At 74.8% G+C, this 23,001-nt stretch carries 23 protein-coding genes and 2 tRNA genes; 20 read left to right on the forward strand and 5 right to left on the reverse strand.

Annotated elements, in window-relative coordinates; translation table 11 throughout:
* Positions 1 to 38 precede the first annotated feature (38 nt).
* From J5O08_RS04825 to J5O08_RS04840, 4 genes are read left to right on the forward strand one after another with little or no spacing between them, the layout of a single operon-like run.
* Complete coding sequence (locus J5O08_RS04825) at positions 39 to 707, forward strand: Ykof family thiamine-binding protein (RefSeq protein ID WP_218705717.1); 669 nt, start codon at positions 39 to 41, stop codon at positions 705 to 707.
* Complete coding sequence (locus J5O08_RS04830) at positions 700 to 1,332, forward strand: ECF transporter S component (protein ID WP_308281361.1); 633 nt, start codon at positions 700 to 702, stop codon at positions 1,330 to 1,332. Before J5O08_RS04825 ends, J5O08_RS04830 begins: the two co-directional genes overlap by 8 nt.
* A complete protein-coding gene (locus J5O08_RS04835) occupies positions 1,325 to 3,148 on the forward strand; it encodes an ABC transporter ATP-binding protein (RefSeq protein WP_218705718.1) in 1,824 nt (607 codons plus the stop codon). Before J5O08_RS04830 ends, J5O08_RS04835 begins: the two co-directional genes overlap by 8 nt.
* The gene (locus J5O08_RS04840) at positions 3,145 to 3,885 is read left to right on the forward strand and encodes an energy-coupling factor transporter transmembrane protein EcfT (RefSeq protein WP_218705719.1); all 741 of its coding nucleotides are present in this window, start codon (positions 3,145 to 3,147) and stop codon (positions 3,883 to 3,885) included. The genes J5O08_RS04835 and J5O08_RS04840 overlap by 4 nt, the downstream gene beginning before the upstream one ends.
* Positions 3,886 to 4,016: 131 nt before the next feature.
* Here the strand turns inward: J5O08_RS04840 and J5O08_RS04845 are convergent, their stop codons facing one another.
* A complete protein-coding gene (locus J5O08_RS04845; RefSeq protein WP_218705720.1) occupies positions 4,017 to 4,673 on the reverse strand; it encodes a VIT1/CCC1 transporter family protein in 657 nt (218 codons plus the stop codon).
* A gap of 115 nt (positions 4,674 to 4,788) precedes the next feature.
* Positions 4,789 to 7,428: a DEAD/DEAH box helicase gene (locus J5O08_RS04850; protein ID WP_218705721.1), complete on the reverse strand. Its 2,640-nt coding sequence runs from the start codon at positions 7,426 to 7,428 to the stop codon at positions 4,789 to 4,791.
* Here J5O08_RS04850 and rnhA point away from each other — a divergent pair.
* Both rnhA and J5O08_RS04860 read left to right on the forward strand, forming a co-directional pair.
* Positions 7,427 to 7,891, forward strand: coding sequence for a ribonuclease HI (gene rnhA / locus J5O08_RS04855; protein WP_147796023.1), 465 nt, complete (start codon positions 7,427 to 7,429; stop codon positions 7,889 to 7,891). The two genes, J5O08_RS04850 and rnhA, sit on opposite strands and share 2 nt — an antisense overlap.
* 102 nt (positions 7,892 to 7,993) lie before the next feature.
* Positions 7,994 to 8,263: an HPr family phosphocarrier protein gene (locus J5O08_RS04860; protein WP_218705722.1), complete on the forward strand. Its 270-nt coding sequence runs from the start codon at positions 7,994 to 7,996 to the stop codon at positions 8,261 to 8,263.
* A gap of 94 nt (positions 8,264 to 8,357) precedes the next feature.
* Here J5O08_RS04860 and J5O08_RS04865 read toward each other — a convergent pair whose 3' ends face one another.
* Positions 8,358 to 9,740 carry a PTS transporter subunit EIIC gene (locus J5O08_RS04865; RefSeq protein WP_218705724.1) on the reverse strand — a complete coding sequence of 461 codons (1,383 nt, stop codon included), beginning with the start codon at positions 9,738 to 9,740 and terminating at the stop codon, positions 8,358 to 8,360.
* Between the two features lie 254 nt (positions 9,741 to 9,994).
* On the opposite strand from J5O08_RS04865, the gene J5O08_RS04870 reads away from it, so the two are divergent.
* From J5O08_RS04870 to J5O08_RS04890, 5 genes are all read left to right on the forward strand, one after another.
* On the forward strand, positions 9,995 to 10,816 hold the full coding sequence (locus J5O08_RS04870) for a GntR family transcriptional regulator (protein ID WP_308281364.1): 822 nt from the start codon (positions 9,995 to 9,997) through the stop codon (positions 10,814 to 10,816).
* Entirely contained in the window at positions 10,813 to 11,058 is a 246-nt protein-coding gene (locus J5O08_RS04875) for a glucose PTS transporter subunit EIIB (RefSeq protein WP_147796027.1), read from the forward strand. The genes J5O08_RS04870 and J5O08_RS04875 overlap by 4 nt, the downstream gene beginning before the upstream one ends.
* A gap of 81 nt (positions 11,059 to 11,139) precedes the next feature.
* A complete protein-coding gene (locus tag J5O08_RS04880; protein WP_147796028.1) occupies positions 11,140 to 11,370 on the forward strand; it encodes a PTS transporter subunit EIIB in 231 nt (76 codons plus the stop codon).
* Complete coding sequence (locus J5O08_RS04885) at positions 11,370 to 11,834, forward strand: PTS glucose transporter subunit IIA (protein ID WP_218705727.1); 465 nt, start codon at positions 11,370 to 11,372, stop codon at positions 11,832 to 11,834. The genes J5O08_RS04880 and J5O08_RS04885 overlap by 1 nt, the downstream gene beginning before the upstream one ends.
* Positions 11,835 to 11,916: 82 nt before the next feature.
* Entirely contained in the window at positions 11,917 to 12,579 is a 663-nt protein-coding gene (locus J5O08_RS04890) for a pyridoxal 5'-phosphate synthase (RefSeq protein WP_218705728.1), read from the forward strand.
* A gap of 6 nt (positions 12,580 to 12,585) precedes the next feature.
* On the opposite strand, the gene J5O08_RS04895 is transcribed toward J5O08_RS04890, so the two are convergent.
* Positions 12,586 to 13,641, reverse strand: a complete 1,056-nt coding sequence (locus tag J5O08_RS04895; RefSeq protein ID WP_218705729.1) for a heparan-alpha-glucosaminide N-acetyltransferase domain-containing protein — start codon at positions 13,639 to 13,641, stop codon at positions 12,586 to 12,588.
* Between the two features lie 135 nt (positions 13,642 to 13,776).
* Here J5O08_RS04895 and J5O08_RS04900 point away from each other — a divergent pair, with 135 nt between their 5' ends.
* The 6 genes from J5O08_RS04900 to J5O08_RS04925 all read left to right on the forward strand — a co-directional run bounded on the left by J5O08_RS04900 (position 13,777) and on the right by J5O08_RS04925 (position 18,145).
* A complete protein-coding gene (locus tag J5O08_RS04900; RefSeq protein WP_217613815.1) occupies positions 13,777 to 14,598 on the forward strand; it encodes a methyltransferase domain-containing protein in 822 nt (273 codons plus the stop codon).
* A 14-nt stretch (positions 14,599 to 14,612) separates the two neighbouring features.
* Positions 14,613 to 15,395 (forward strand): fumarylacetoacetate hydrolase family protein, encoded by a 783-nt coding sequence (locus tag J5O08_RS04905; protein WP_217613814.1) that lies wholly within the window; start codon positions 14,613 to 14,615, stop codon positions 15,393 to 15,395.
* Positions 15,396 to 15,452: 57 nt separating this feature from the next.
* Positions 15,453 to 16,958: a glutamate--tRNA ligase gene (gltX, locus tag J5O08_RS04910; protein WP_218705730.1), complete on the forward strand. Its 1,506-nt coding sequence runs from the start codon at positions 15,453 to 15,455 to the stop codon at positions 16,956 to 16,958.
* The gene (locus J5O08_RS04915; RefSeq protein WP_218705731.1) at positions 16,955 to 17,713 is read left to right on the forward strand and encodes an HAD family hydrolase; all 759 of its coding nucleotides are present in this window, start codon (positions 16,955 to 16,957) and stop codon (positions 17,711 to 17,713) included. Before gltX ends, J5O08_RS04915 begins: the two co-directional genes overlap by 4 nt.
* Before the next feature lie 185 nt (positions 17,714 to 17,898).
* Positions 17,899 to 17,970, forward strand: a tRNA-Gln gene (locus J5O08_RS04920).
* Between the two features lie 102 nt (positions 17,971 to 18,072).
* A tRNA-Glu gene (locus J5O08_RS04925) sits at positions 18,073 to 18,145 on the forward strand.
* A gap of 235 nt (positions 18,146 to 18,380) precedes the next feature.
* Here the strand turns inward: J5O08_RS04925 and J5O08_RS04930 are convergent.
* On the reverse strand, positions 18,381 to 19,100 hold the full coding sequence (locus J5O08_RS04930; RefSeq protein WP_154728344.1) for an IclR family transcriptional regulator: 720 nt from the start codon (positions 19,098 to 19,100) through the stop codon (positions 18,381 to 18,383).
* Between the two features lie 96 nt (positions 19,101 to 19,196).
* Between J5O08_RS04930 and leuC the strand changes: the two genes are divergently transcribed.
* The 3 genes from leuC to murA all read left to right on the forward strand — a co-directional run bounded on the left by leuC (position 19,197) and on the right by murA (position 22,838).
* Positions 19,197 to 20,648 (forward strand): 3-isopropylmalate dehydratase large subunit, encoded by a 1,452-nt coding sequence (leuC, locus tag J5O08_RS04935; RefSeq protein ID WP_217613811.1) that lies wholly within the window; start codon positions 19,197 to 19,199, stop codon positions 20,646 to 20,648.
* Positions 20,649 to 20,700: 52 nt separating this feature from the next.
* The gene (gene leuD, locus J5O08_RS04940) at positions 20,701 to 21,366 is read left to right on the forward strand and encodes a 3-isopropylmalate dehydratase small subunit (protein WP_218705732.1); all 666 of its coding nucleotides are present in this window, start codon (positions 20,701 to 20,703) and stop codon (positions 21,364 to 21,366) included.
* A gap of 155 nt (positions 21,367 to 21,521) precedes the next feature.
* Complete coding sequence (gene murA / locus J5O08_RS04945) at positions 21,522 to 22,838, forward strand: UDP-N-acetylglucosamine 1-carboxyvinyltransferase (RefSeq protein WP_147796039.1); 1,317 nt, start codon at positions 21,522 to 21,524, stop codon at positions 22,836 to 22,838.
* The last annotated feature ends 163 nt before the right edge of the window (positions 22,839 to 23,001 follow it).

Consider the following 23,001-nt stretch of genomic DNA (forward strand, 5'->3'; position numbering starts at 1 on the left):
CGTCCTCTCGTGCTGATCCGACCAGCACAGGAGGACGCATGATCCCGACACCCCCGACGACGCGGCCCGGGCCCGGGCCGGAGCCCGCCGCCGACCTGGTGGCCGACCCGCTCCGGTTCGGGGTCGGCGCCCGCGTCACCGTCGCGGTGATGTCCGACCGCTACGCCGAGACGATCCTCGGCGCCCTCGGCTCCGTGGCCACGGACGGCCTGGTCGTGCAGACCGGCGACGTGAGCACCTACGTCGGCGGCGCCGAGGCGGACCTGCAGCGCTATCTCACCGACCTCGTCGACGCGGTGGCCGCCACCGGCGAGCACGCGGCGGTCACGCTGCACCTGTCGCGCGGCTGCCCCGGCGAGGTGCGGTGCACGCTGCCCGGGGGCGCGGGTCCGCGCGCGGTCGCGCTGCCGCCGGGCCGGCGCACCGGCCGGTCCGGCGCGGCCGAGTGGGCGCTGTACCCGCTCGCCGACGACGTCCGGGCCGGGGTCGAGCCCGACCACATGCGGGACATCGAGGCGGCGATCGAGCTGGCGCGGGGGAACGGGACCTTCCGTGGCTCCGAGCACTTCGTCACGCGGCTGGAGGGCGACGTGGGCGCGCTCGTGGAGACCGTCGTCGGCGCGTGGGCGCGGGTCGGTCGCAGCGTCCAGCACGTGACCAGCCACGTCACCTTCTCGCTCAACAGCCCGACCCGGTCCCGTGGCTGAGCGCGTCCCGGGCGGGCGGCCGCGGCGCGAGCCGCTCGCGTTGAAGGACATCGTGCTCATGGTCGTGCTCGGGGTGGTCTTCGGGTTCCTGTACTGGGCGCTGGTCCAGGCGTGGAACGGCCTCGCGGTGCTGATGGGTCCCGCGGGCGACCTCGCGCAGCACCTGCTGCTCGGCGGTTGGCTGCTGGTGGCGCCGATCGCGATCGCGATCATCCGGCGGCCCGGCGTCGGGGTGCTCGCCGAGGTGCTGGCCTCGGTGGTCGAGGTGGTGTTCCTCGGGTCGCCGGTCGGGCCGCTGCTGGTCGTCGCCGCGCTGCTCCAGGGCCTCGGCAGCGAGATCCCGTTCGCGCTCGGGCGGTACCGGCGGTTCGGCTGGGCCCGGTTCGCCCTGTCCGGGCTGCTCGGCGCGACCCTCGTGTTCGGGTGGTCGGCGTTCCGGTTCGGCTGGTACGGGCAGGACGTGCTCGTCCTGCGGCTCGTGCTCCAGGCCGCGTCGGGTGTCGTCCTCGGCGGGCTGCTGGCGAAGGTGGTCGTGGACGCCCTGCGCCGCACCGGGGTGCTGGACGGGTTCGCGATCGGGCGCGCAGCGGCCGCCGCGCGCGAGCCCGTGGCGCGGCGTGGCTGACCCGGCGGCCGAGCCGGCGGCGGGCCGGGCGGCCGACCCGGCGGGGGCCGGCCCCGGACCCGACCCGGAGGCCGTGCTCGACGTCGCCGGGCTCGAGGCGGTGCTCGACGGCGGCGCGGGCGTCGGCCCCGTCGACCTGCGGCTCGCCCCGGGGGAGCAGGTGCTCGTGCTCGGCCCGTCCGGCGCGGGCAAGTCGACACTGCTGCGCTGCCTGCACGGCGCCGTCCCGCACGCGGTGCCCGCGCGGGTCTCGGGGCGGGTGGCGGTCGCGGGCCGCCCCGTCGCGGAGCACGGCGTCGCGGCGCTCGCGGACGTGGTCGGGGTGCTCGCGCAGGACCCCGAGACCGGGGTCTGCCTGGCGGACGTGGCGGACGAGGTCGCCTTCCCCCTGGAGAACCTCGGGACGCCGCCCGCCGCGATCGGGCCGGCGGTGGCGGCGGCGCTCGGTGCCGCGGGCGCCGCGCACCTGGCGGGCCGGCGCACGGACGCGCTCTCCGGCGGCGAGCTGCAGCGGGTCGCGCTCGCGGCCGCGGTGGTGACCCGGCCCCGGCTCCTGCTGCTCGACGAGCCGACGTCCATGCTGGACGCCGACGGCGTGGCGGCGGTGCGGGCGGCGCTGGCCGCGGCGCGGGCGTCGACGGGCGCGGCGTGCGTGCTGGTCGAGCACCGGCTGGACGCACTCGCCGGGGACGCGGGCGTCGCGGGGCTGCCGGGCCGGTGGGTGGTGCTGTCCGCCGACGGCCGGGTCACCCACGACGGTCCCGCGGCCGAGGTGGCGCGGGACGCGGGGCGCGAGCTGCTCGCCCGCGGCTGCTGGCTGCCCGAGGACGTCGAGCTCGCGGTGGCGCTCGGGGGAGCGGCGGGGGAGCCGGGGGCGTTCGACCTGCTTCCGGGGCTGGCCGCGGAGGCGCCGCCGTCGCGCGCCCCGGCCGCCGGGCAGGGGGAGGTGCTGCTCGCGGGCCGGGGTCTGGCGGTCGGCCGGCGGCCCGCGGGTCGGGCGGCCCGCAGGACCGCGGCGGAACCCGTGCTCCGCGACGTCGACGTCCGGCTGCGGGCCGGCGAGGTCGTGGCGGTCGTCGGGGCCAACGGCTCGGGCAAGTCCACGCTCGTCGCCACCCTCGCGGGCGTGCTGCCCCCGCTCGCGGGAGTCGTCGAGGGCGCGCGCCCCGGGCTGGTCGTGCAGAACCCCGAGCACCAGCTCGCGGGGCGCACGGTGGCGGCGGAGGTCGCCGTCGGGCTGCCGCCCGGCCCCGCCACGGACGACCGGGTGGCCGCCGCGCTCGCCCGGTTCGGCCTCGCCGCGCTTGCCGACCGGGACCCGCACCGGCTGTCCGGCGGCGAGCAGCGCCGGCTGAGCCTGGCCGCGATGCTCGTCCACGACCGCCCGGTCCTGCTGGCGGACGAACCGACGTTCGGGCTCGACCGGCACGGGACCGCGGCCGTGCTGCGGGCGCTCGCGGACGAGGCCCGCGCGGGTCGGGCCGTGCTGCTCACCTGCCACGACCTGCGGGCGGTGGCGTCGGTCGCGGACCGGGTGCTGGTCGTCGCCGACGGCGGGCTGGTCGCGGACGTGGACCCGCTCGCGCTGCTGCGGGAGCCGCGCCTCCTCGCCGCCGCGCGGCTGCGGCCGTCGCGGCTCCTGCGCCGGCTCGCGGAGCTGGTCGGCGACGCGGTCCGGCTGCGCGACGCGCTCGCCGCGCTGGACGCCCGCGCCCTCCGCGCGGCCGGCGCGCCCGACCCGGCCGCCGTGCCCGACCCGGCCGCCGTGCCCGACCCGGCCGGCGTGCCCGACCCGGCGGGGGTGCGGGTCCCGTGACGGCGCGCGGTGCCCGGAACCCGACCGTCAAGCTGCTGCTGGTCGTCGCGGTGTCGCTCGCGACCCTCGCCCTGCTGGACCCGGCCGCGCTCGCGGCGCTGTACCTGCTCGGGCTCGCAGCGGCCCGGTGGGGCGCCGGGGTGGGCGGTCGGCGGCTGCTGCTGGCCCAGGTGCCGTTCTGGACGTTCGGCGCCGGGGTGCTGCTGGTCAACGCGATGAGCCGGCCGGGCGTCGTCCTCGTCGCCGGCGGGCCGTTCCTGGTGACGCACGAGGGCCTGGTGGTCGGCGCGGCGCTCGCCCTGCGCGGGTGCGTGATCGGGGTCGCGACCGTCGCGTTCCTGGCGAGCACGCCGCCGCGGGACCTGATGGTGAGCCTCGTCCGGCACGCGCGGCTGAGCCCGCGGTACGCGTACGCGCTGCTGGCGGGCCACCGGATGCTCGCGGGGCTGCCGCGGCAGTGGGCGACGATCCGGGCGGCGCAGCTGGTCCGCGCCCCGCTCCGCCGGGACGGCCGGCCGCGCGAGGGCTGGCGCGGGCTGGGCCGGTCGGCGTTCGCGCTGCTGGTCGCGTCGATCCGCGCGTCCGAGCGCGTCGCGCTGGCGCTGGAGTCGCGCGGCCTCGCCGCCGGCCCGCGCACGGTCTGGCGCCCGGTCCGGCTGGGCGCGGGAGACGCCGCCCTGGCGGCCGGCGTGCTCGGCGTCCTGGCGCTGGTCGTGCTGACGGCCGCCCGCCTCTGACGGCACCCGCCCGTTGCCGAGGTCGTCGGTTCCGGCCACGGAGGCCCCGGCGGAACCGACGACCTCGGGCGGAACCGTCGACCTCGGGCGGAACCGTCGACCTCGGGCGGAGAGCCCGGGCGGAGAGCGGGTCAGACCGCGAGGCCGACCACGGAGCCGACGCCGTAGGTGATCGCCATCGCCAGGCTGCCGCCCACGACGTTGCGGAGCACCGCGCGGCCGGCAGGGGCGCCGCCCATGCGGGCGCTCACGGTGCCGGTCACCACGAGCGCCGCGACGACCGCCGCGAACGTCGCCACCACCCGCACCTCGCCGCCCCACGGGCCGAGCATCGCGAGCAGCGGCACGACGCCGCCGACCACGAACGCCACGAGCGACGCCAGCGCCGCGTGCCACGGGTTGGTCAGGGACTCCTCGGCGTCCCGGACGCCGTGCGCGCGCAGCACCTTCTCCGCGTCGCGCTGGCTGCTGACCGACACGTACTCGCCGGCCGCCATCGACAGCGCGCCCGCGACCAGGGCGGCGACGCCCGCGACCGCGAGGGTCGCGAGCCCGGTCGAGGCGCCCGCGACGCCGACCACGGTCGCGGCGACGGACACGATGCCGTCGTTGGCGCCGAGCACCCCGGCGCGCAGCCAGTTCAGCCGCTCCGCGGTCGGCAGGACGACCGCGGACGGGGCGCCGGGACCGGGGTCGACGGAGCCCGGAGCGCCCGGCTCGGGCGCGCGCCGGGACGCCGGTGCGGCGGTGCGGTCACGGTCCAGGAGGTGGGTCGACAGGGCGCTCATGGCAGCCACGGTAGGCCGGAGATGACGTCCTGTCATCACAGGAAAGGCTGCCCTGACTTGCGGAAACGCAGGTTTGCCTGCCCTTATCTGGAATCGATCAAGCCGTTCCCGCAGGTCAGAGCGGCCCCACCGCGAGCACCCGCAGCACGACCTCGCCGGCGGCGTCGGAGGCCGGCAGGTCGACCAGGGCGTCGATGCGCCAGTCGTGGTCGCCGGCCGGGTCGTCGAGCAGCTGCCGCACGAACCACAGGTCGCCCCGCGCACCCGCCTCGCCGTGCCCGGCGGGCCGCTCGTCGACCTGGAAGAGCGCCGGTCCGCGGGCCGCCGGGCCGGTGAGGATCTCGTCGTGGTCGTCGTAGAACGGGTCGAGCGCGTCGCCCCACCGGTCGGCCGTCCACGGCGCGTCCGACGCGTCCTGGTCGCCCAGCGCCGCCAGCGCCGGGTAGGCCTCGCGCGCGGCCAGGTCGACCCGGCGGAACAGCGCCCCGCGGACGAGCGCCCGGAACACCCGCCTGTTCACGGTGATCGGCGGGGGAGCGTCGTCCTCCGGCCGGGACTCGGTGACCGTGGCGTCGTCCAGGTCCTCGGGGTGCGCGAGCCGCTCCCACTCGTCGAGCAGGCTGGAGTCGGTGCGGCGCACCAGGTCGCCGAGCCACTCGACGATCTCGTGCAGCTCCTCGGTCCGCAGGTCGTCGGGCACGGTCTGCCGCAGCGCCCGGAACGCGTCCGCGAGGTAGCGCAGCAGCACGCCCTCGGTGCGGTCGAGCTGGTAGAGCGAGACGTACTCGGCGAAGGTCGCGGCGCGCTCGTGCATGTCGCGGACGACGGACTTCGGGGACAGCTCGTGGTCGGCGACCCACGGGTTGGTCTGCTTGTAGATCTGGAACGACGCGCCCAGCAGCTCGGCGAGCGGCTTCGGGTAGGACACGTCCTCGAGCAGCGCCATCCGCTCCTCGTACTCGATGCCGTCGGCCTTCATCGCCGCGACCGCCTCGCCGCGGGCGCGGTTCTCCTGCGCCGCGAGCACCTGGCGCGGGTCGTCGAGCGTCGCCTCGATGACCGACACCACGTCGTGCGCGTAGCCGGGGTCCTCGAGGTCGAGCAGGTCGAGCGCCGCGTACGCGAACGGGGACAGCGGCTGGTTCAGCGCGAACGTCGGCGGCACGTCGAGCGTCAGCCGCACCGTCCGGCGCAGCCGCTCCGGCCCGGGGCCGTCCTCGACCACGCGCTCGATCACGCCCGCCGTGCGCAGCGACCGGTAGATCGCGATGGCCTGGCGGACCAGCCGGCCCCTCGACGCCTCGGGCTCGTGGTTGTCGAGCAGCAGGTGCTTCATGGTCTCGACGGGGTCGCCGGTCGGGCGCGCCAGGACGTTGAGCACCATCGCGTGCGAGACGCCGAACGACGAGGTCAGCGGCTCGGGCTCGGCGTCCCGCAGGCGCTCGAACGTCTTGTCCGTCCAGTTCACCATCCCGGGCGGCGCCTGCTTGCGGACGATCTTCTTGAGCTTCTTCGGGTCGTCGCCGGCCTTCTGCAGGGCCTTGCGGTTCTCGATGACGTGCTCGGGCGCGAGCACGTACACCTCGCCCGTGGTGTCGAACCCGGCCCGGCCGGCGCGCCCGGCGATCTGGTGGAACTCGCGGGCGGACAGGTGCCGCATCCGGGTGCCGTCGTACTTCACCAGCGAGGTGAGCAGCACCGTGCGGATCGGCACGTTGATCCCGACGCCGAGGGTGTCGGTGCCGCAGACGACCCGGAGCAGGCCCTTCTGGGTCAGCCGCTCGACCACCCGGCGGTACTTGGGCAGCATCCCCGCGTGGTGCACGCCGACGCCGTGCCGCAGCAGCCGGGACAGCGTCCTGCCGAAACCGGGCCCGAACCGGAAGTCGCCCAGCTCGTCCGCGATCCGGTCGCGCTGCTCGCGGGAGGCGAGGGTCATCGACAGCAGCGCCTGCGCGCGCTCGACGGCCTCCTTCTGCGTGAAGTGCACGACGTACACGGGGGAGCGGCCGGTCTGCACCAGCATCTCGAGCAGCTCGTGCAGCGGCTCGACCTCGTAGGAGAACGTCAGCGGCACGGGCCGCTCGGCGCCCGCGACGACGGCGACGGGGACGTCGGTGCGTCGCTCGAGGTCGTCGACGAAGAACGACACGTCGCCGAGGGTCGCCGACATCAGCAGGAACTGGGCGCGCGGCAGCTCCAGCAGGGGCACCTGCCACGCCCAGCCGCGCTGCGGGTCGGCGTAGAAGTGGAACTCGTCCATCACGACCTGGCCGATGTCCGCGCCGGGGCCCTGGCGCAGCGCCTGGTTGGCCAGGATCTCCGCGGTGCAGCAGATGATCGGCGCGTCGGGGTTCACCGCGGAGTCGCCGGTCATCATGCCGACGTTGGCCGAGCCGAACGCCTCGACCAGCGCGAAGAACTTCTCGCTCACCAGCGCCTTGAGCGGGGCGGTGTAGTAGGTGCGACGGCCCTGGGCGAGGGCGACGAAGTGCGCGGCGGTCGCGACCAGCGACTTCCCGGAGCCGGTCGGCGTCGACAGGATGACGTGCGAGCCGGTCACCAGCTCCAGCAGCGCCTCGTCCTGGTGCGGGTACAGCGCGAGGCCCTGGTCCGTCGCCCAGCCGGTGAACGCCTCGTACAGCGCGTCGGGGTCCTGGGGGTTCGCGGGGACGCGGTCGGCGAGGGTCCGGCGGTCGGTGGGGGGCACCGGCCGATCCTTCCACGGTTCGGCGGCCCTACAGTGGGCGACCATGAGCGACGCCCCCAGCAGCACCCCGCCCGCCGTCGAGATGTGGACGGACGGCGCCTGCAAGGGCAACCCCGGCGTCGGCGGCTGGGGCGCGCTGCTCCGGTCCAACGGGCACGAGCGCGAGCTGTTCGGCGGCGAGGCCGTCACGACGAACAACCGCATGGAGCTCACAGCCGTCATCGAGGGGCTGCGGGCGCTCAACCAGCAGTGCCGGGTCGACCTGCACGTCGACTCGCAGTACGTCATGCAGGGCGTGACCAAGTGGATCGCCGGCTGGAAGCGGAACGGCTGGCGCACCGCCGACAAGAAGCCCGTGAAGAACCAGGACCTGTGGCAGGCGCTCGACGAGCAGGTCGCCCGGCACGCGATCTCCTGGCACTGGGTGAAGGGCCACGCCGGCGACCCGGGGAACGAGCGGGCGGACCAGCTGGCGAACAAGGGCGTCGACGAGGTGCGCGCGGGCTGACCCCGCGGCGCGCGGGCGCGCCTCCCCGCGGCTGGTCCAGACCAGTTACAGTCGGGGCGTGCCCAACGCCGGGCACGATCCCGCTCGCACCGGAGGTCAGGCATGGAACGGTCCGTCGTCGTCGCCATCGCGGAGGGTCTGCACGCCCGCCCCGCCGCCCTGTTCGTCGCGGAGGCCGGCAAGCAGCCGGTGCCCGTCACGGTCCGCAAGGGGGACGCCGCCCCGGTCCAGGCCGCGAGCATCCTCGGGGTGATGACCCTGGGCGCCGCCGCGGGCGAGACCGTCGTGCTCGCGACCGAGGTCGACGGCCCGGAAGCCGAGGCCAGCCTGGACGCGCTGGAGAAGTTCCTGAGCCAGGTCGAGATCGCCTGATCCCACGGAACGCACGAGTGGAGCGTTCTGCCGAGACACGCCACGCGTGTCGGGCAGGACGCTCCACTCGTTTCCAGCCGGGCGGACTCCGGCGTCAGGCCGGGGACTCGCCCGAGGTGCTCTCGCCCGGACGCCGGCCCGGGTCGTCCGCGCGGGACTCGACCCTGGCGGCCGGGACCGACGCCGTCGCCGGCACCTCGGCCGGGGTGGGGTCCGCGGCACGCGCCGCCTCGTCGCCCGCGCCCTCGGCCACGGGGTCGTCCTCCCGGCCCGGGGTCTTGAAGTTGAACTTCAGGATCATGAACCGGAACAGGAAGTAGTAGATGACCGCGTAGACCAGGCCGATCACGATGAGCAGCAGCGGCTGCTCGGCGATCCGGAAGTTCAGCAGGTAGTCGATCGCGCCCGCGGAGAACCCGAACCCGCTGCGGATGTCGAGGGCGTTCACCAGCGCGAGCGAGGTGCCGGTGAGGACGGCGTGGATCGCGTACAGCGGGTAGGCCACGTAGACGAACGCGAACTCGAGCGGCTCGGTGACGCCGGTGACGAACGCGACCAGCGCGGCCGAGCCCATGATGCCGGCGATGACCTTGCGGTTCTTCTTCTTCGCGGTGTGCACGATCGCCAGGGCGGCGGCGGGCAGCGCGAACATCATGATCGGGAAGAAGCCGGTCATGAAGGTGCCGGCGGTCGGGTCCCCGTGCAGGAACCGGGCGATGTCGCCGTTCCACACCTGGCCGTCGGCCTCGTAGGAGCCGAACTGGAACCACGGCAGCGAGTTCAGCAGGTGGTGCAGGCCGAACGGCAGCAGCAGGCGGTTCAGGGTGCCGAAGACGAAGCCGCCGATGATGGTCGAGCCGGTGACCCACTCGCCGACCGCGGTGAAGCCCGCGTCGAACGCCGGGTAGATGAGGGACGCGACGACCGCGATGAGCACGGCGGCGCCCGCCGTCACGATCGGGACGAACCGGCGGCCACCGAAGAACGCCAGGTACGGGGGCAGCTTGATCCGGTAGAACCGCTGGTAGAGCAGCGCTGCGGTCAGGCCGATGACGATGCCGCCGAGCACGCCGTAGTTGATGAGCTCCTGCGTCTCGCCCTCGGCCGCCTCGCCGAGGATGTAGGGCGACAGGGCGTCCGTGACGCCCTTGAACACGAGGTAGCCCACGAGCGCCGCGAGGCCCGTCGACCCGTCGGCCTTCCGGGCGTACCCGATGGCGACGCCGAGCGCGAACAGCAGCGGCAGGTTGCCGAGCAGCGCGTTGCCCGCGGCGGCCAGCACGTCGGCCACCGGCAGCAGCCAGTCGGCGCGGGCCCCGAGGCCGTCGGCGCCGAGCATGTCCGCCTGGCCGAGCCGCAGGAGGAGCGCGGCGGCGGGCAGGGAGGCGATCGGGAGCATGAGGGATCGACCCACGCGCTGCAGCTGCGCGAGTCCGGGGATGCCCCGCTTGGGGGTATCGACCGTGGTGGCGGTCATGGTCACTCCTCGTGGGTTCGGGTCGCGGGCCCCGCAGGGGCGGGTGCGCGCGGGTCGGGGGGAGGTGTGGGCACGCGGTGCGCTTCGGTGCGGGACGTGCGTGGTCGCCGTCGAGCCGGCAAGTTGTCTGGACCAGTTGCGGTCAGAGTGGTCTAGACCGGAGTATGTGTCAAGGACCACATGACCGCCCGCGGAGCGCCCGGACGGGCACCCGGTGGTGCGGACGACGGCGACCGAGGTGGGAGGGTGAGCGCGTGCACGCGAAGCAGTCCGCCGCCCCCGGCGCCCACAAGTACCAGGCGGTCCGCGCCTACCTGGTCGGCCTGGTCGAGCGCGAGCTGCACGTCGGCGACGCGATCCCGTCCGAGCGGGCGCTGTGCGAGCGGTTCGGCGTCTCCCGGATGACCGTGCGCCAGGCCGTCGACGCGCTCGTCGGCGAGGGCGTCCTCGTGCGCGAGCAGGGGCGCGGCACGTTCGTCGCGCCGCAGCGCATGGACTTCGAGATGCGGCTGACCACCTTCGGCGAGGAGATGCGCCGCCGCGGGATGCGGCCCGAGACCCGGGTGCTCGGCATGGGCACCGTGCCCGCCTCCGCGGAGGCCGCCGACGCGCTCGGCACCGAGCCGGGCGCCCCGCTGCACCACCTGCGCCGCGTCCGGTACGCCGACGGGTCCCCGATGAGCATCGAGCAGCACTGGGTGTCGGTCGGACTGGTGCCCGGGCTGCTCGCCGACGGCCCGCCGCCGAGCATGCACGACGCGCTGCGCGCCGTCGGCCTCGACCCGTCCTGGGGCGAGGAGACGCTGACCGCCGCGGAGGCGACCGACGAGGAGGCCGCGCTGCTCGACCTGCGCGGGACGCGGGCGGTACTGCGCGCGACCCGGCGGACGTTCAGCGCCGACACGCCCGCGATGTACTCGAACGCCTGCTACCGCGGGGACCGGTACAGCGTGTGGGTGCCGCTCAGCGCACCGGCGCCGGCCCTGGTGCCGCGGCTGCGCGAGCGGGACGAGGACGAGCGGCTCGACCAGCGGGAGGCCGTGGGCGCGGCCCTGGACGACGGGAGGACCGGATGAGCGCGCGGGGCACCGGCCAGGCCGAGGCGATCCTCGCCGGCCTGGGCGGGGTGGGGAACATCGACGAGATCGAGCCGTGCACGACGCGGCTGCGGTCGCTCGTGAAGGAGCCGTCCCGGGTGGACGCCGCCGCCCTGCGCGCCGCCGGCGCGTTCGGCGTGATGGTGTCCGGCCGGGTGGTGCAGGTCGTGATCGGCCCGAGCGTCGACACCCTCGCCTCCGACCTGGAGGACCTCATGTGACAGCCGCGGCCCGAGTGGGCCGCCGCACGCCAGCACCGGCCCGCCGCACCGCACCGGCGGGAAGCACGAAGGAGAAGAACCATGAGCAAGGCAGAGCAGATCCTGGCCGGACTCGGCGGCGACGCGAACATCGTCGACCTCGAGCCCTGCATCACCCGGCTGCGCGTCGAGGTCGAGGACCCGTCGAAGGTGACGGAGTCCGTCCTCAAGGCGGCCGGGGCGATCGCCGTGATGCAGTCCGGCACCGTCGTGCAGGTCATCGTCGGGCCCGAGGCGGACACGCTCGCCTCGGACATCGAGGACCTGCGCTGATGGCGCTGACCGTCCTCGCGCCGGTCGCCGGGGTGGTGCACGCGCTCGCGGACGTGAACGACCCGGTGTTCGCCCAGGAGATCGTCGGCCCGGGCCTGGCCGTGCAGCCGGACGCGGAGTCCGGCGCCGGCCGCTCGGTCGTCGCCCCGGTGGCCGGCACCGTCGCCAAGCTGCACCCGCACGCGTTCGTGCTGCTCGCCGAGGGCGGCCGCGGCGTGCTCGTGCACCTCGGCATCAACACCGTGCAGCTCGGCGGCGAGGGCTTCACGCTGCACGTCGCCGAGGGCGACGCCGTCGAGCAGGGCCAGCTCCTGGTCGAGTGGGACCCGGCGGCGGTCGAGGCCGGCGGGCGGTCGGCGATCTGCCCCGTCGTCGGGCTCGAGGCGCAGCCGGACTCGCTCACCCGGCTCGCGGAGCCGGGCACCCGCGTCGCGGCGGGCGACCCGCTGCTGCAGCTGGGCTGAGGCGCCGGTGCCGGCCGGGACCCGCGAAGGTCCCGGCCGGTGTCCCGGACGCGGCGCGAGCCCCGGCCGGATACTGAACGGCATGCTGCCCCGCCCGAGCACCCGCGACCTGCTGCGGTCGCTGCCCGCGCTCACCGGCGACCTGCCCGAGGTCGACCCGTACGCGCTGCCGGCGGACCCGGTCGACGCGTTCCAGGACTGGTTCGCCGCCGCCGTCGCCGCCGGCGTGCCCGAGCCGCACGCGCTGTGCCTGTCGACGGTCGGGCCCGACGGGGCGCCGCACGCGCGCGTCGTGCTGCTCACCGACGTCGCGGACGGGGCGTGGGTGTTCGCGAGCGACGCGCGGGCCGGCAAGGCCCAGGACCTCGCGGCCGAGCCGCGGGCGGCGCTGACGTTCTACTGGCAGCCGCTGGGCCGGCAGGTGCGGGTCGTCGGACGGGCCCGGGCGCTGGACGCCGCGACCTGCGCGGCCGACTTCCTGCGCCGCTCGCCGAGCAGCCGTGCCGCGGCGCTCGCGTCCCGGCCGGGGGAGCGGCTGCTGTCCGCCGAGGAGCTGCACGCCGCCGTGCAGCAGGCCCGCGCGCGCGTCGACCGGGAGCCCGGTCTGGTGCTGCCGACCTGGCAGCTGTGGGCGGTCGAGCCCGACGAGGTCGAGCTCTGGCAGGGCGACTCGGACCGGGCGCACGTGCGGGTCCGGTACACCCGGGCCGAGGACCGGTGGGACCGGCACCTCGACTGGCCCTGAGCGGCCTCAGTCGCGCGCGGCCGGCACCGCGTCGCGCGGGGGCAGCACGTCCGGCGACACGTCGGCCGCCCGGGCCGCCAGCGTGTGCAGCAGCCGCTCCAGCGGGCCCCGGCCCAGCGCCGCCCGCCACAGCCAGCACACCAGCACCGTCACGACCAGGAACGCGCCCCAGGTGCCGGCGTCCGGCTCCCACACCACCGACTCCCCGAGCAGGGCGATCACGACGAGCTGGCCGGTGTAGGCGGTGAGCGCGAGCGCACCGGTCGCGGCCAGCGGCGCCACGAGCGCGGGGACCGCGTCGGCCACGATCAGGCACAGGGCCAGCACCGCGAGGCCGACGCCGGTGTTGGCGGCGACCTCCAGGCCCGACGACGAGTGCGGCTCGGTGGTGACGAGCGCGACCAGCGTCTCGTCCTCCGCGACCACCCGGGTCAGCAGCGCCGACGCCGCGTGCGCCAGGACGGCCAGCGCCACCCCGGCGCCCAGCAGCCGGAGCCGGACACCGCGGTCCCGCAGGTCCATCCGCCCGACGGCGAGGCCCACCAGCACGTACGCGAACCACACGACCGCCGGGTAGTAGTCGCCGACCAGCAGGTCCGTGAACTCCCGGCCCGGGAGCCGCAGGAGCACCGGCTGGAGCGCGAGGTGCAGCAGCGGCCCGAACGCGGCGACGGCCACCGCCCCGCCGAGCAGACGCCGCGGCGGCACGCCCAGCAGCGGCGTCGCGCACGCGAAGAGCACGGCGTACGTCGGCAGGATCACCGCGATCGGCGTGCCGAGCAGGATCACCGCCACCCCGATCCCGAGCACGGCGAACGCGCGGACCAGGATCTTGGCGCGGGCCTGCACCCGGCGGACGCCGGTGACGGGCGCGGAGCCGCCGGAGATGAGCGCGACCGAGATCCCGGACAGCAGGACGAACAGCGCGGCCGACCGGCCGTCGACGACCTGCGCGAGCGACCAGGGCCACGGGTCGTCCGGCCCGCCGGGGCCGACGTGCGCGGTGAGCATGCCCAGCACCGCCAGGCCGCGGGCGACGTCCACCCCGGTGATCCGCTGCATGGCGCCACGCTAGCCGGGCGGCCGTCCGGGCGCGGGTGCCCCCGCCGGCGTGACGTCGGCCGCATCGTCTCGCGGGTCGGGACGCGACGTACCGCGTACTGGAATGCCCGTCCCTGACCGGGCTACCGTCGGACCGTGACCGACACGCACCAGGCCGACGTCTACACCCACGGCCACCACGACAGCGTGCTGCGCTCCCACCGGTGGCGCACCGCGGAGAACTCGGCGGCCTACCTGCTGCCGGCACTGCAGCCCGGCCAGTCCCTGCTCGACGTGGGCTGCGGCCCCGGCACCGTGACCGTCGACCTCGCGTCGCGGGTCGCGCCCGGCGCCGTCGTGGGCCTCGACCGCTCGGAGAAGGTGCTCGACCTCGCCCGCGAGGAGGCCGCGAAGGCCGGCGCGGACAACGTGACCTTCCAGGTCGGCGACGCCTACGCGCTGCCGTTCCCGGACGCGTCGTTCGACGTGGTGCACGCGCACCAGGTGCTGCAGCACCTCACCGACCCGGTCGCCGCCCTGCGGGAGCTGCGCCGCGTGACCCGGCCCGGCGGCGTCGTCGCCGTGCGGGACGCGGACTACGCGGGCATGACCTGGTTCCCCGCGTCGCCGGTGCTCGACGAGTGGTCCGCGCTCTACCACGAGGTCACCCAGGCCAACGGCGCCGAGGCCGACGCCGGCCGCCGGCTGCACTCCTGGGCGCTCGCGGCCGGGTTCGACCCGGACGGCCTCGTCGCCACGGCGGGGGTGTGGAGCTACGCCTCGGACGAGGACCGGGCCTGGTGGGCCGACCTGTGGGCCGAGCGCTGCGTCGTGTCGGACTTCGCCCGGCAGGCCGTCGAGCACGGGCTCGCCGACGAGGTCGGGCTGGAGCAGCTCGCCGCCGGCTGGCGCGAGTGGGGCACCCACCCGGACGGCTGGTTCGCGGTGCTGCACGGCGAGGTGCTGGCGCGCGTCTGACCTAGGCTGGGGCCGTGCGCATCGCCAGGTTCACCACCGGAGACGACCCCCGCTACGCCCTCGTGGAGGGGGAGCCGGGTCAGGAGCAGCTCGTCGTCATCAGCGGCGACCCGATCTACACCCCGGTGCAGCCCACCGGCGAGCGGATCCCGCTCGGCGACGGCGTCCGGCTGCTCGCCCCGGTGATCCCGCGGTCCAAGATCATCGGCGTCGGCCGGAACTACGTCGACCACGCCGCCGAGATGGGCAACGAGGTGCCGGCGTCGCCGCTGCTGTTCCTCAAGCCCAACACCGCCGTCGTCGGCCCGGACGACCCGATCGTGCTGCCGGACTGGACCGAGGAGGTCTCGTACGAGGCCGAGCTCGCCGTCGTCATCGGCAAGGTCACCAAGGACGTCGCGCCCGAGCACGCCCTGAGCAAGGTGTTCGGCTACACCGTCGCCAACGACGTCACCGCCCGGGACGCCCAGCGGTCCGACTCGCAGTGGACCCGGGCCAAGGGCTTCGACTCGTCCTGCCCGATCGGCCCGTGGGTCGTGCCGGGGCTCGACGTCGAGGACCTGGCCGTGCGGTCCCGGGTCAACGGCGAGGCCAAGCAGGACGGCCGGACGTCGCAGATGGTGTTCGACGTCGCGTACCTGATCTCGTACATCTCCGAGGTGTTCACGCTGCTCCCGGGCGACATCATCCTCACCGGCACCCCGGCGGGGGTCGGCCTGCTGGCCGAGCGGGACGTCGTCGAGGTCGAGGTCGAGGAGATCGGCACCCTGCGCAACCCGGTGCTGCGCCGGTCCTGACGCCGTGGGCCCGGAGCGCGGCGGGGGAGGCCCGCCGCGCTCGCTAGGGTGGAGCGCGTGAGTGCTGCTGCCCCCGCGACGCCGGTGCGCGTCCGCTTCTGCCCGTCCCCGACCGGTACGCCGCACGTCGGCCTGATCCGCACCGCCCTGTTCAACTGGGCGTACGCGCGGCACGTCGGCGGCACGTTCGTGTTCCGGATCGAGGACACCGACCCGGCGCGCGACTCCGAGGAGTCGTACCAGCAGCTGCTCGACGCGCTGCGCTGGCTCGGCCTCGACTGGGACGAGGGCGTCGAGGTCGGCGGCCCGCACGAGCCCTACCGGCAGTCGCAGCGCATGGACCTGTACGCCGACGTCGCCCGCCGGCTCGTCGAGGGCGGCTACGCCTACGAGTCGTTCACGACGCCGGAGGAGGTCGAGGCCCGGCACCGCGCCGCCGGCCGCGACCCCAAGCTCGGCTACGACGGCTACGACCGCGACCTCACGGACGAGCAGAAGGCCGCGTACCGCGCGGAGGGCCGCGAGCCCGTGCTGCGCCTGCGGATGCCCGACGAGGACGTCACGTTCACCGACCTGGTCCGCGGCGAGGTCACGTTCAAGGCCGGCTCCGTCCCGGACTTCGTGATCGTCCGCGGCAACGGCCACCCGCTCTACACGCTGGTGAACCCGGTCGACGACGCGCTCATGGGCATCACGCACGTGCTCCGCGGCGAGGACCTGCTGTCGTCCACCCCGCGCCAGGTCGTCCTCTACCGGGCGCTGCTCGAGATCGGCGTCGCCACCGTCCTGCCCGAGTTCGGCCACCTGCCGTACGTCATGGGCGAGGGCAACAAGAAGCTCTCCAAGCGCGACCCCGAGTCGAACCTGTTCCTGCACCGGGAGCGCGGCTTCACGCCCGAGGGCCTGCTGAACTACCTGTCGCTGCTCGGCTGGTCGATCGGGCCGGACCGGGACATCTTCACGGTCGCCGAGCTGGTCGAGGCCTTCGACGTCGCCGACGTGAACCCGAACCCCGCGCGGTTCGACCTCAAGAAGGCCGAGGCCATCAACGCCGAGCACGTCCGGCTGCTCGCGGCCGACGACTTCCGGGACCGCCTGGTGCCGTACCTGCACCGCGCCGGCCTGGTGCCCGCCGACTCCTACGCCGACCTGTCGCCGGAGCACCGCGCGCTGCTCGACGCCGGGGCACCGCTGATCCAGACCCGCGTCACGCTGCTCGGCGAGGCCGTCGGGATGCTCGGCTTCCTGTTCACGGCCGACGACGCGCTCGTGGTGGAGGAGGACGCCCGCGGCGCGCTCAAGGACACCGCCGCCCAGGTGCTCGACGCCGCCGCCGAGGCGCTGTCGGCCCTGCCCGAGGACGGGTTCACCACCGAGGCCACGCAGGACGCCCTGCAGGCCGCGCTGGTCGACGGGCTCGGCATCAAGCCGCGGTTCGCGTTCACGCCGCTGCGCGTGGCGGTGTCCGGCCGCCGGGTTTCGCCGCCGCTGTTCGAGTCGCTGGAGATCCTGGGCCGGGCCTCGACGCTCGCCCGGATCGCCGCGCTGCGCGCGTCGCTGTGACGGCCGCGGCTGCGGGACCGGCGGGGGAGCGCGCCGTCGACGGCGTGCTGTTCGACGTCGACGACACGCTGGTCGACACGCACGGGGCGTTCGCCGCGGCCCTGGCGGCCGTCTCGCGGGAGTGGCTGCCGGGCCTGGACCCCGCGCGGGACACCGAGGTGCTCGACCACTGGCGCGCGGACGCCCACGGCCGGTACCGCGGGTACACCCGCGGCGAGGTGTCCTACCGCGAGCAGCGGATGGGCCGGGCGAACGACCTGCACGCGGCGTTCGGCGGTCCCGTGCTCGACGACGCCGCCTACGACCGGTGGAACGCGCTGTTCGAGGACCGGTTCACCGGCTCGTGGGCCGCGCACGACGACGCAGCCGGCGTGGTGCGCCAGCTGCTCGACGCCGGGATCAAGGTCGGCGCGCTGACCAACGCCGCGACCGAGTACCAGGTGCGCAAGCTCACCCGCGCGGGCCTGGCCGACGACGTGCCGCTGCTGGTCGGCGTCGACACCCTCGGGTTCGGCAAGCCCGACCCGCGGGTGTTCGCCGAGGCCTGCCGCCGGTTGGGGACCTCCCCGGAGCGGACGGCGTACGTCGGCGACGAGCTCGACGTCGACGCGCGCGCCGCGGTGGCCGCCGGGCTGCGCGGCGTGTGGCTCGCGCGGACGCACCTGGGGGCCAAGCACGCGAACGACACCGAGGCGCTGCCGACGGACGTGGTGATCACCTCGCTGACGGAGCTGCCGGGGGTGCTCGGGCTCTGACCGGACCCGCTCGCGACGCCTGTGACGCGCGTCGCGAGCGGCCGGTTTGGAGCAGGCCCGTTCCTCCGGTAATGTTCTCGGTCGGCACGGCGTCCAGAACGCCGGTCCTCCAACCCGCTCCATCAGGCGCCCCGTGCGCCGGTCGGCGCTGGCTGCGGGACCGGAGGAATGGCCGGAAGTGCCATTGGGGTATGGTGTAATTGGCAGCACGAGTGATTCTGGTTCACTTAGTCTAGGTTCGAGTCCTGGTACCCCAGCAAGGTTTCGCAGAACGGCCCGGAAAGGCCGATTTGAAGAGGCCGAGCAGGTTGCAGTACAGTAAGACCCGGTCAAGCCGCTCCGGTGGTGAGATCAACTAGGCCCCCATCGTCTAGTGGCCTAGGACGCCGCCCTCTCACGGCGGTAACAGGGGTTCGAATCCCCTTGGGGGTACATCAGGAAAGGCCGGTCGCCAGCAGGCGGCCGGCCTTTCTGCTGTCCGGGGGGAGGCTCGGCCCGCGAGGTCGAGCCTTTTCGGCGAGGTCGAGGGCTTCCCGGGGGTTCGGCGGGGCAAACCCTCGACCTCGGGCGCGGCGGCGGGCGCGGGCGCGCGGGTGCGCGGGAGGCCGCCGCCCCCCGGGGGAGCGGCGGCCTCGTGGACGTGCGGGTGCCTCGCCGGCGCGCCGCGCTACTCCGCCGTGCGGCGCAGGACCTCCGTCAGGCGGTTCGCCGCCGACACCACCGCGGCGGCGTGCAGGCGCCCCGGCTGGCGCGACAGCCGCTCCACGGGGCCCGAGATGGACACCGCCGCGACGACGCGCCCCGACTGCCCGCGCACCGGCGCGGAGACCGACGCCACGCCGACCTCGCGCTCGGACACGGACTGCGCCCAGCCGCGGCGGCGGACGCCGGACAGGATCGTCGCGGTGAACTTGGCGCCCTGCAGGCCGCGGTGCAGCCGGTCCGGCTCCTCCCAGGCGAGCAGGATCTGCGCCGCGGACCCGGCCGCCATCGTGAGCGTCGCGCCCACGGGGATCGAGTCGCGCAGGCCGATGGGCCGCTCGGCGGCGGCCACGCAGATGCGCTGGTCGCCCTGGCGGCGGTAGAGCTGGGCGCTCTCGCCCGTGTGGTCGCGCAGCGCCGCGAGGACGGGGCCGGCGGCGGCGAGCAGCCGGTCCTCGCCGGCCGCGCTCGCCAGCTCGGTCAGCCGCGGACCCAGGACGAACCGGCCCTGCATGTCGCGCCCCACCAGGCGGTGGTGCTCGAGCGCGACGGCCAGCCGGTGGGCCGTCGGGCGGGCAAGATGGGTGGCGTTGACCAGCTGCGCGAGGGTGGCGGGTCCGGCCTCGAGGGCGTTGAGGACCGAGGCGGCCTTGTCCAGCACGCCGACTCCGCTAGAGTTGTCCATAGGTCGATATTGCCGTCTCGCACACTGAGACGCAAGTCGGCACCACGAAGACCCCGGTCGGCCCCCACCGACCGACGGAGGAGAGGACGCCCGAACATGGCCGGCACACTGGCGGAGAAGGTGTGGGAGAACCACATCGTGCGGCGCGGCGCCGACGGCGCGCCCGATCTGCTCTACATCGACCTGCACCTCGTGCACGAGGTCACCAGCCCCCAGGCGTTCGAGGGGCTCCGGCTCGCCGGCCGTCCCGTCCGCCGCCCGGACCTCACGCTCGCCACCGAGGACCACAACACCCCGACGCTCGACATCGACCTGCCGATCGCCGACGCGACGTCGCGCACGCAGATCGACACGCTGCGGAACAACGCGAAGGAGTTCGGCGTCCGGCTGCACTCCCTCGGCGACGCGGACCAGGGGATCGTGCACCAGGTCGGCCCGCAGCTCGGCCTGACGATGCCGGGCCTGACGGTCGTCTGCGGCGACTCGCACACGTCCACGCACGGCGCGTTCGGCGCGCTGGCGTTCGGCATCGGCACGTCCGAGGTCGAGCACGTGCTCGCCACGCAGACCCTGCCGCTCGCCCCGTTCAAGACGATGGCGATCACGGTCAACGGCGCCCTGCCGATCGGCGCGACGGCGAAGGACATCATCCTGGCCGTCATCGCGAAGATCGGCACCGGCGGCGGCCAGGGCTACGTCCTGGAGTACCGCGGCGAGGCCATCCGGTCCCTCTCGATGGAGGGCCGCATGACGATCTGCAACATGTCGATCGAGGCGGGCGCCCGCGCCGGCATGATCGCCCCGGACCAGACGACCTTCGACTACCTGAAGGGCCGCCCGCACGCCCCCGAGGGCGCCGACTGGGACGCCGCGGTCGCGTACTGGGAGACGCTGCGCAGCGACGACGACGCGACGTTCGACGCCGAGGTGGTCCTGGAGGCCGCGGACCTCGAGCCGTTCGTCACGTGGGGCACCAACCCCGGCCAGGGCCTGCCGCTGTCGGGCGCCGTGCCGGTGCCGGAGGAGATCGCCGACGCCAACGAGCGCGTCGCCGCCGAGCGGGCCATCGAGTACATGGGCCTGACCCCGGGCCAGCCGCTGCGCGAGATCGCGGTCGACACGGTGTTCATCGGCTCCTGCACCAACGGCCGCATCGAGGACCTGCGCGCGGCCGCCAAGCTCATGCAGGGCCAGAAGAAGGCCGACACCCTGCGCGTCCTGGTCGTGCCGTCGTCCGCCCGCGTGCGGCTGCAGGCCGAGGCCGAGGGCCTGGACAAGATCTTCCTCGACTTCGGGGCGGAGTGGCGCAACGCCGGCTGCTCGATGTGCCTGGGGATGAACCCGGACCAGCTCGCGCCGGGGGAGCGGTCGGCGTCGACGTCGAACCGCAACTTCGAGGGGCGGCAGGGCAAGGGCGGCCGCACGCACCTGGTGTCCCCGCTGGTCGCCGCCGCCACGGCCATCCGCGGCACGCTGTCGTCCGTCTCCGACCTGGGCCCGGACGTGGCGGTCCCGGACGGCTCGCCGCTGGACCTCCAGCCGGCCTGAGCCGCCGCACCGCCGCCCCGAAGACCCTCTGACCGAGAGAGCGAGCACGCTCGTGGAGAAGTTCACCCAGCACACCGGCGTCGGCGTCCCGCTGCGCCGCAGCAACGTCGACACCGACCAGATCATCCCGGCCGTCTACCTCAAGCGCGTGACCCGCACGGGCTTCGAGGACGCGCTGTTCGCGGCCTGGCGGGGCGACCCGTCGTTCGTCCTCAACCAGGACGCCTACCGCACCGGCTCGGTCCTCGTGGCCGGCCCGGACTTCGGCACCGGCTCGTCCCGCGAGCACGCCGTGTGGGCCCTCAAGGACTACGGCTTCAAGGTCGTCCTGGCCTCGCGGTTCGCCGACATCTTCCGCGGCAACTCCGGCAAGCAGGGCCTCGTCGCGGCCCAGCTGGCGCAGGAGGACGTCGAGCTCATCTGGAAGGTCCTGGAGACCGCGCCCGGCACCGAGGTGACCGTCGACCTCGAGGCGAAGACCGTCACCTGCGACGACGTCGTGGTCCCGTTCCAGATCGACGACTACACCCGCTGGCGCCTCATGGAGGGCCTGGACGACATCGGCCTCACGCTGCAGCACGAGGACGAGATCACGGCGTTCGAGGCCACCCGCGACGCCTGGCGCCCGAAGACCCTGCCCGCCAAGCACCTGCCGCCCGTCGAGATCAAGGCCGCGCGCCCGGTCGAGCTCAGCCTGGGGAAGCGCCCCGGCCTCTGAGCCGTCCGCCGGGCCTCCCGGCACCCGGGACCCCGCCCGGGTCGCGCAGCGTCCTGCGCGGCCCGGGCGTCCCATATGTGGAGGTTTGGCGCGCGCTGTGCGGCCCGCGCGGCGCGGGTGCGTGACCCGCCCGGCGCGTGCGCCACCATGGGGGGATGACCGATCTCCTCTACGTCCACGGCGGCACGCCCCTCTCGGGCGAGATCACCGTGCGGGGCGCCAAGAACTTCGTCTCCAAGGCGATGGTGGCGGCCCTGCTGGGCGAGACCCCGAGCGAGCTGCGCAACGTGCCGCAGATCCGCGACGTCGGCGTCGTCACCGGCCTGCTGGAGCTGCACGGCGTGCGGGTGTCCGCCGACGCCGAGGGCGGCGTCCTGCGGCTCGACCCGACCGACGTCGAGTCCGCGCACGTGGCCGACATCGACGCGCACGCCGGCTCCAGCCGCATCCCGATCCTGTTCTGCGGCCCGCTGCTGCACCGCCTCGGCGAGGCGTTCATCCCCGACCTGGGCGGCTGCCGGATCGGCGACCGGCCGATCAACTACCACCTGGACATCCTGCGCCAGTTCGGCGCCGTGGTGGACAAGCGCGAGAACGGCATCCACATCCGCGCGCCCCGCCGCCTCCAGGGCACCAAGATCACGCTGCCGTACCCGAGCGTCGGCGCCACCGAGCAGCTGCTGCTCACCGCCGTGCGCGCCGAGGGCATGACGGAGCTGACCAACGCGGCCATCGAGCCCGAGATCATGGACCTGATCAACGTCCTGCAGAAGATGGGCGCGATCATCTCCGTGGACACCGACCGGGTCATCCGGATCGAGGGCGTCGACCGCCTGGTGGGCTTCCAGCACACGGCCCTGGCGGACCGGATCGAGGCGGCGTCCTGGGCGTCGGCCGCGCTGGCCACCGGCGGCGACGTGTACGTCCGCGGTGCCACCCAGCCCGAGATGACCGCGTTCCTCAACACGTTCCGCAAGGTGGGCGGCGAGTTCGCGATCGACGACGAGGGCATCCGGTTCTTCCACCCGGGCGGCGACCTGAGGTCGATCGTGCTCGAGACCGACGTGCACCCGGGGTTCATGACCGACTGGCAGCAGCCGCTCGTGGTCGCGCTGACGCAGGCCAAGGGGCTGTCGATCGTGCACGAGACCGTGTACGAGAACCGGTTCGGCTTCACGGACGCCCTGCGCGGCATGGGCGCCACCATCCAGGTCTACAAGGAGTGCCTGGGCGGCCGGCCGTGCCGGTTCGGGCAGCGCAACTTCTCGCACTCGGCGGTCATCTCCGGCCCGACGCCGCTCACCGCGGCCGACATCGAGGTCCCGGACCTGCGCGGCGGGTTCAGCCACCTCATCGCGGCGCTGACCGCCCAGGGCACGTCCGCCGTGCGCGGGATCAGCCTGATCGACCGGGGCTACGAGAACTTCACCGCGAAGCTCGAGGCGCTCGGCGCGAAGTTCGACCGCGACTGACGCCGCCGCGCCCGCGGCCCCACGACGCCCGCCCTGCCTCCCCGGTGGGGCGGGCGTCGTCGTCCCCAGGAGGGCGAAGTGGGGGTTTACAACGGAGGAACGGCTTCGCTAGACAGGGGCCACGGTTATCCGTTGTAACGGCCGGGTGGCGCTCAGCCGCCGC

It is taken from the genome of Cellulomonas sp. PS-H5 (assembly GCF_019265565.1).
Taxonomy (GTDB): domain Bacteria; phylum Actinomycetota; class Actinomycetes; order Actinomycetales; family Cellulomonadaceae; genus Cellulomonas.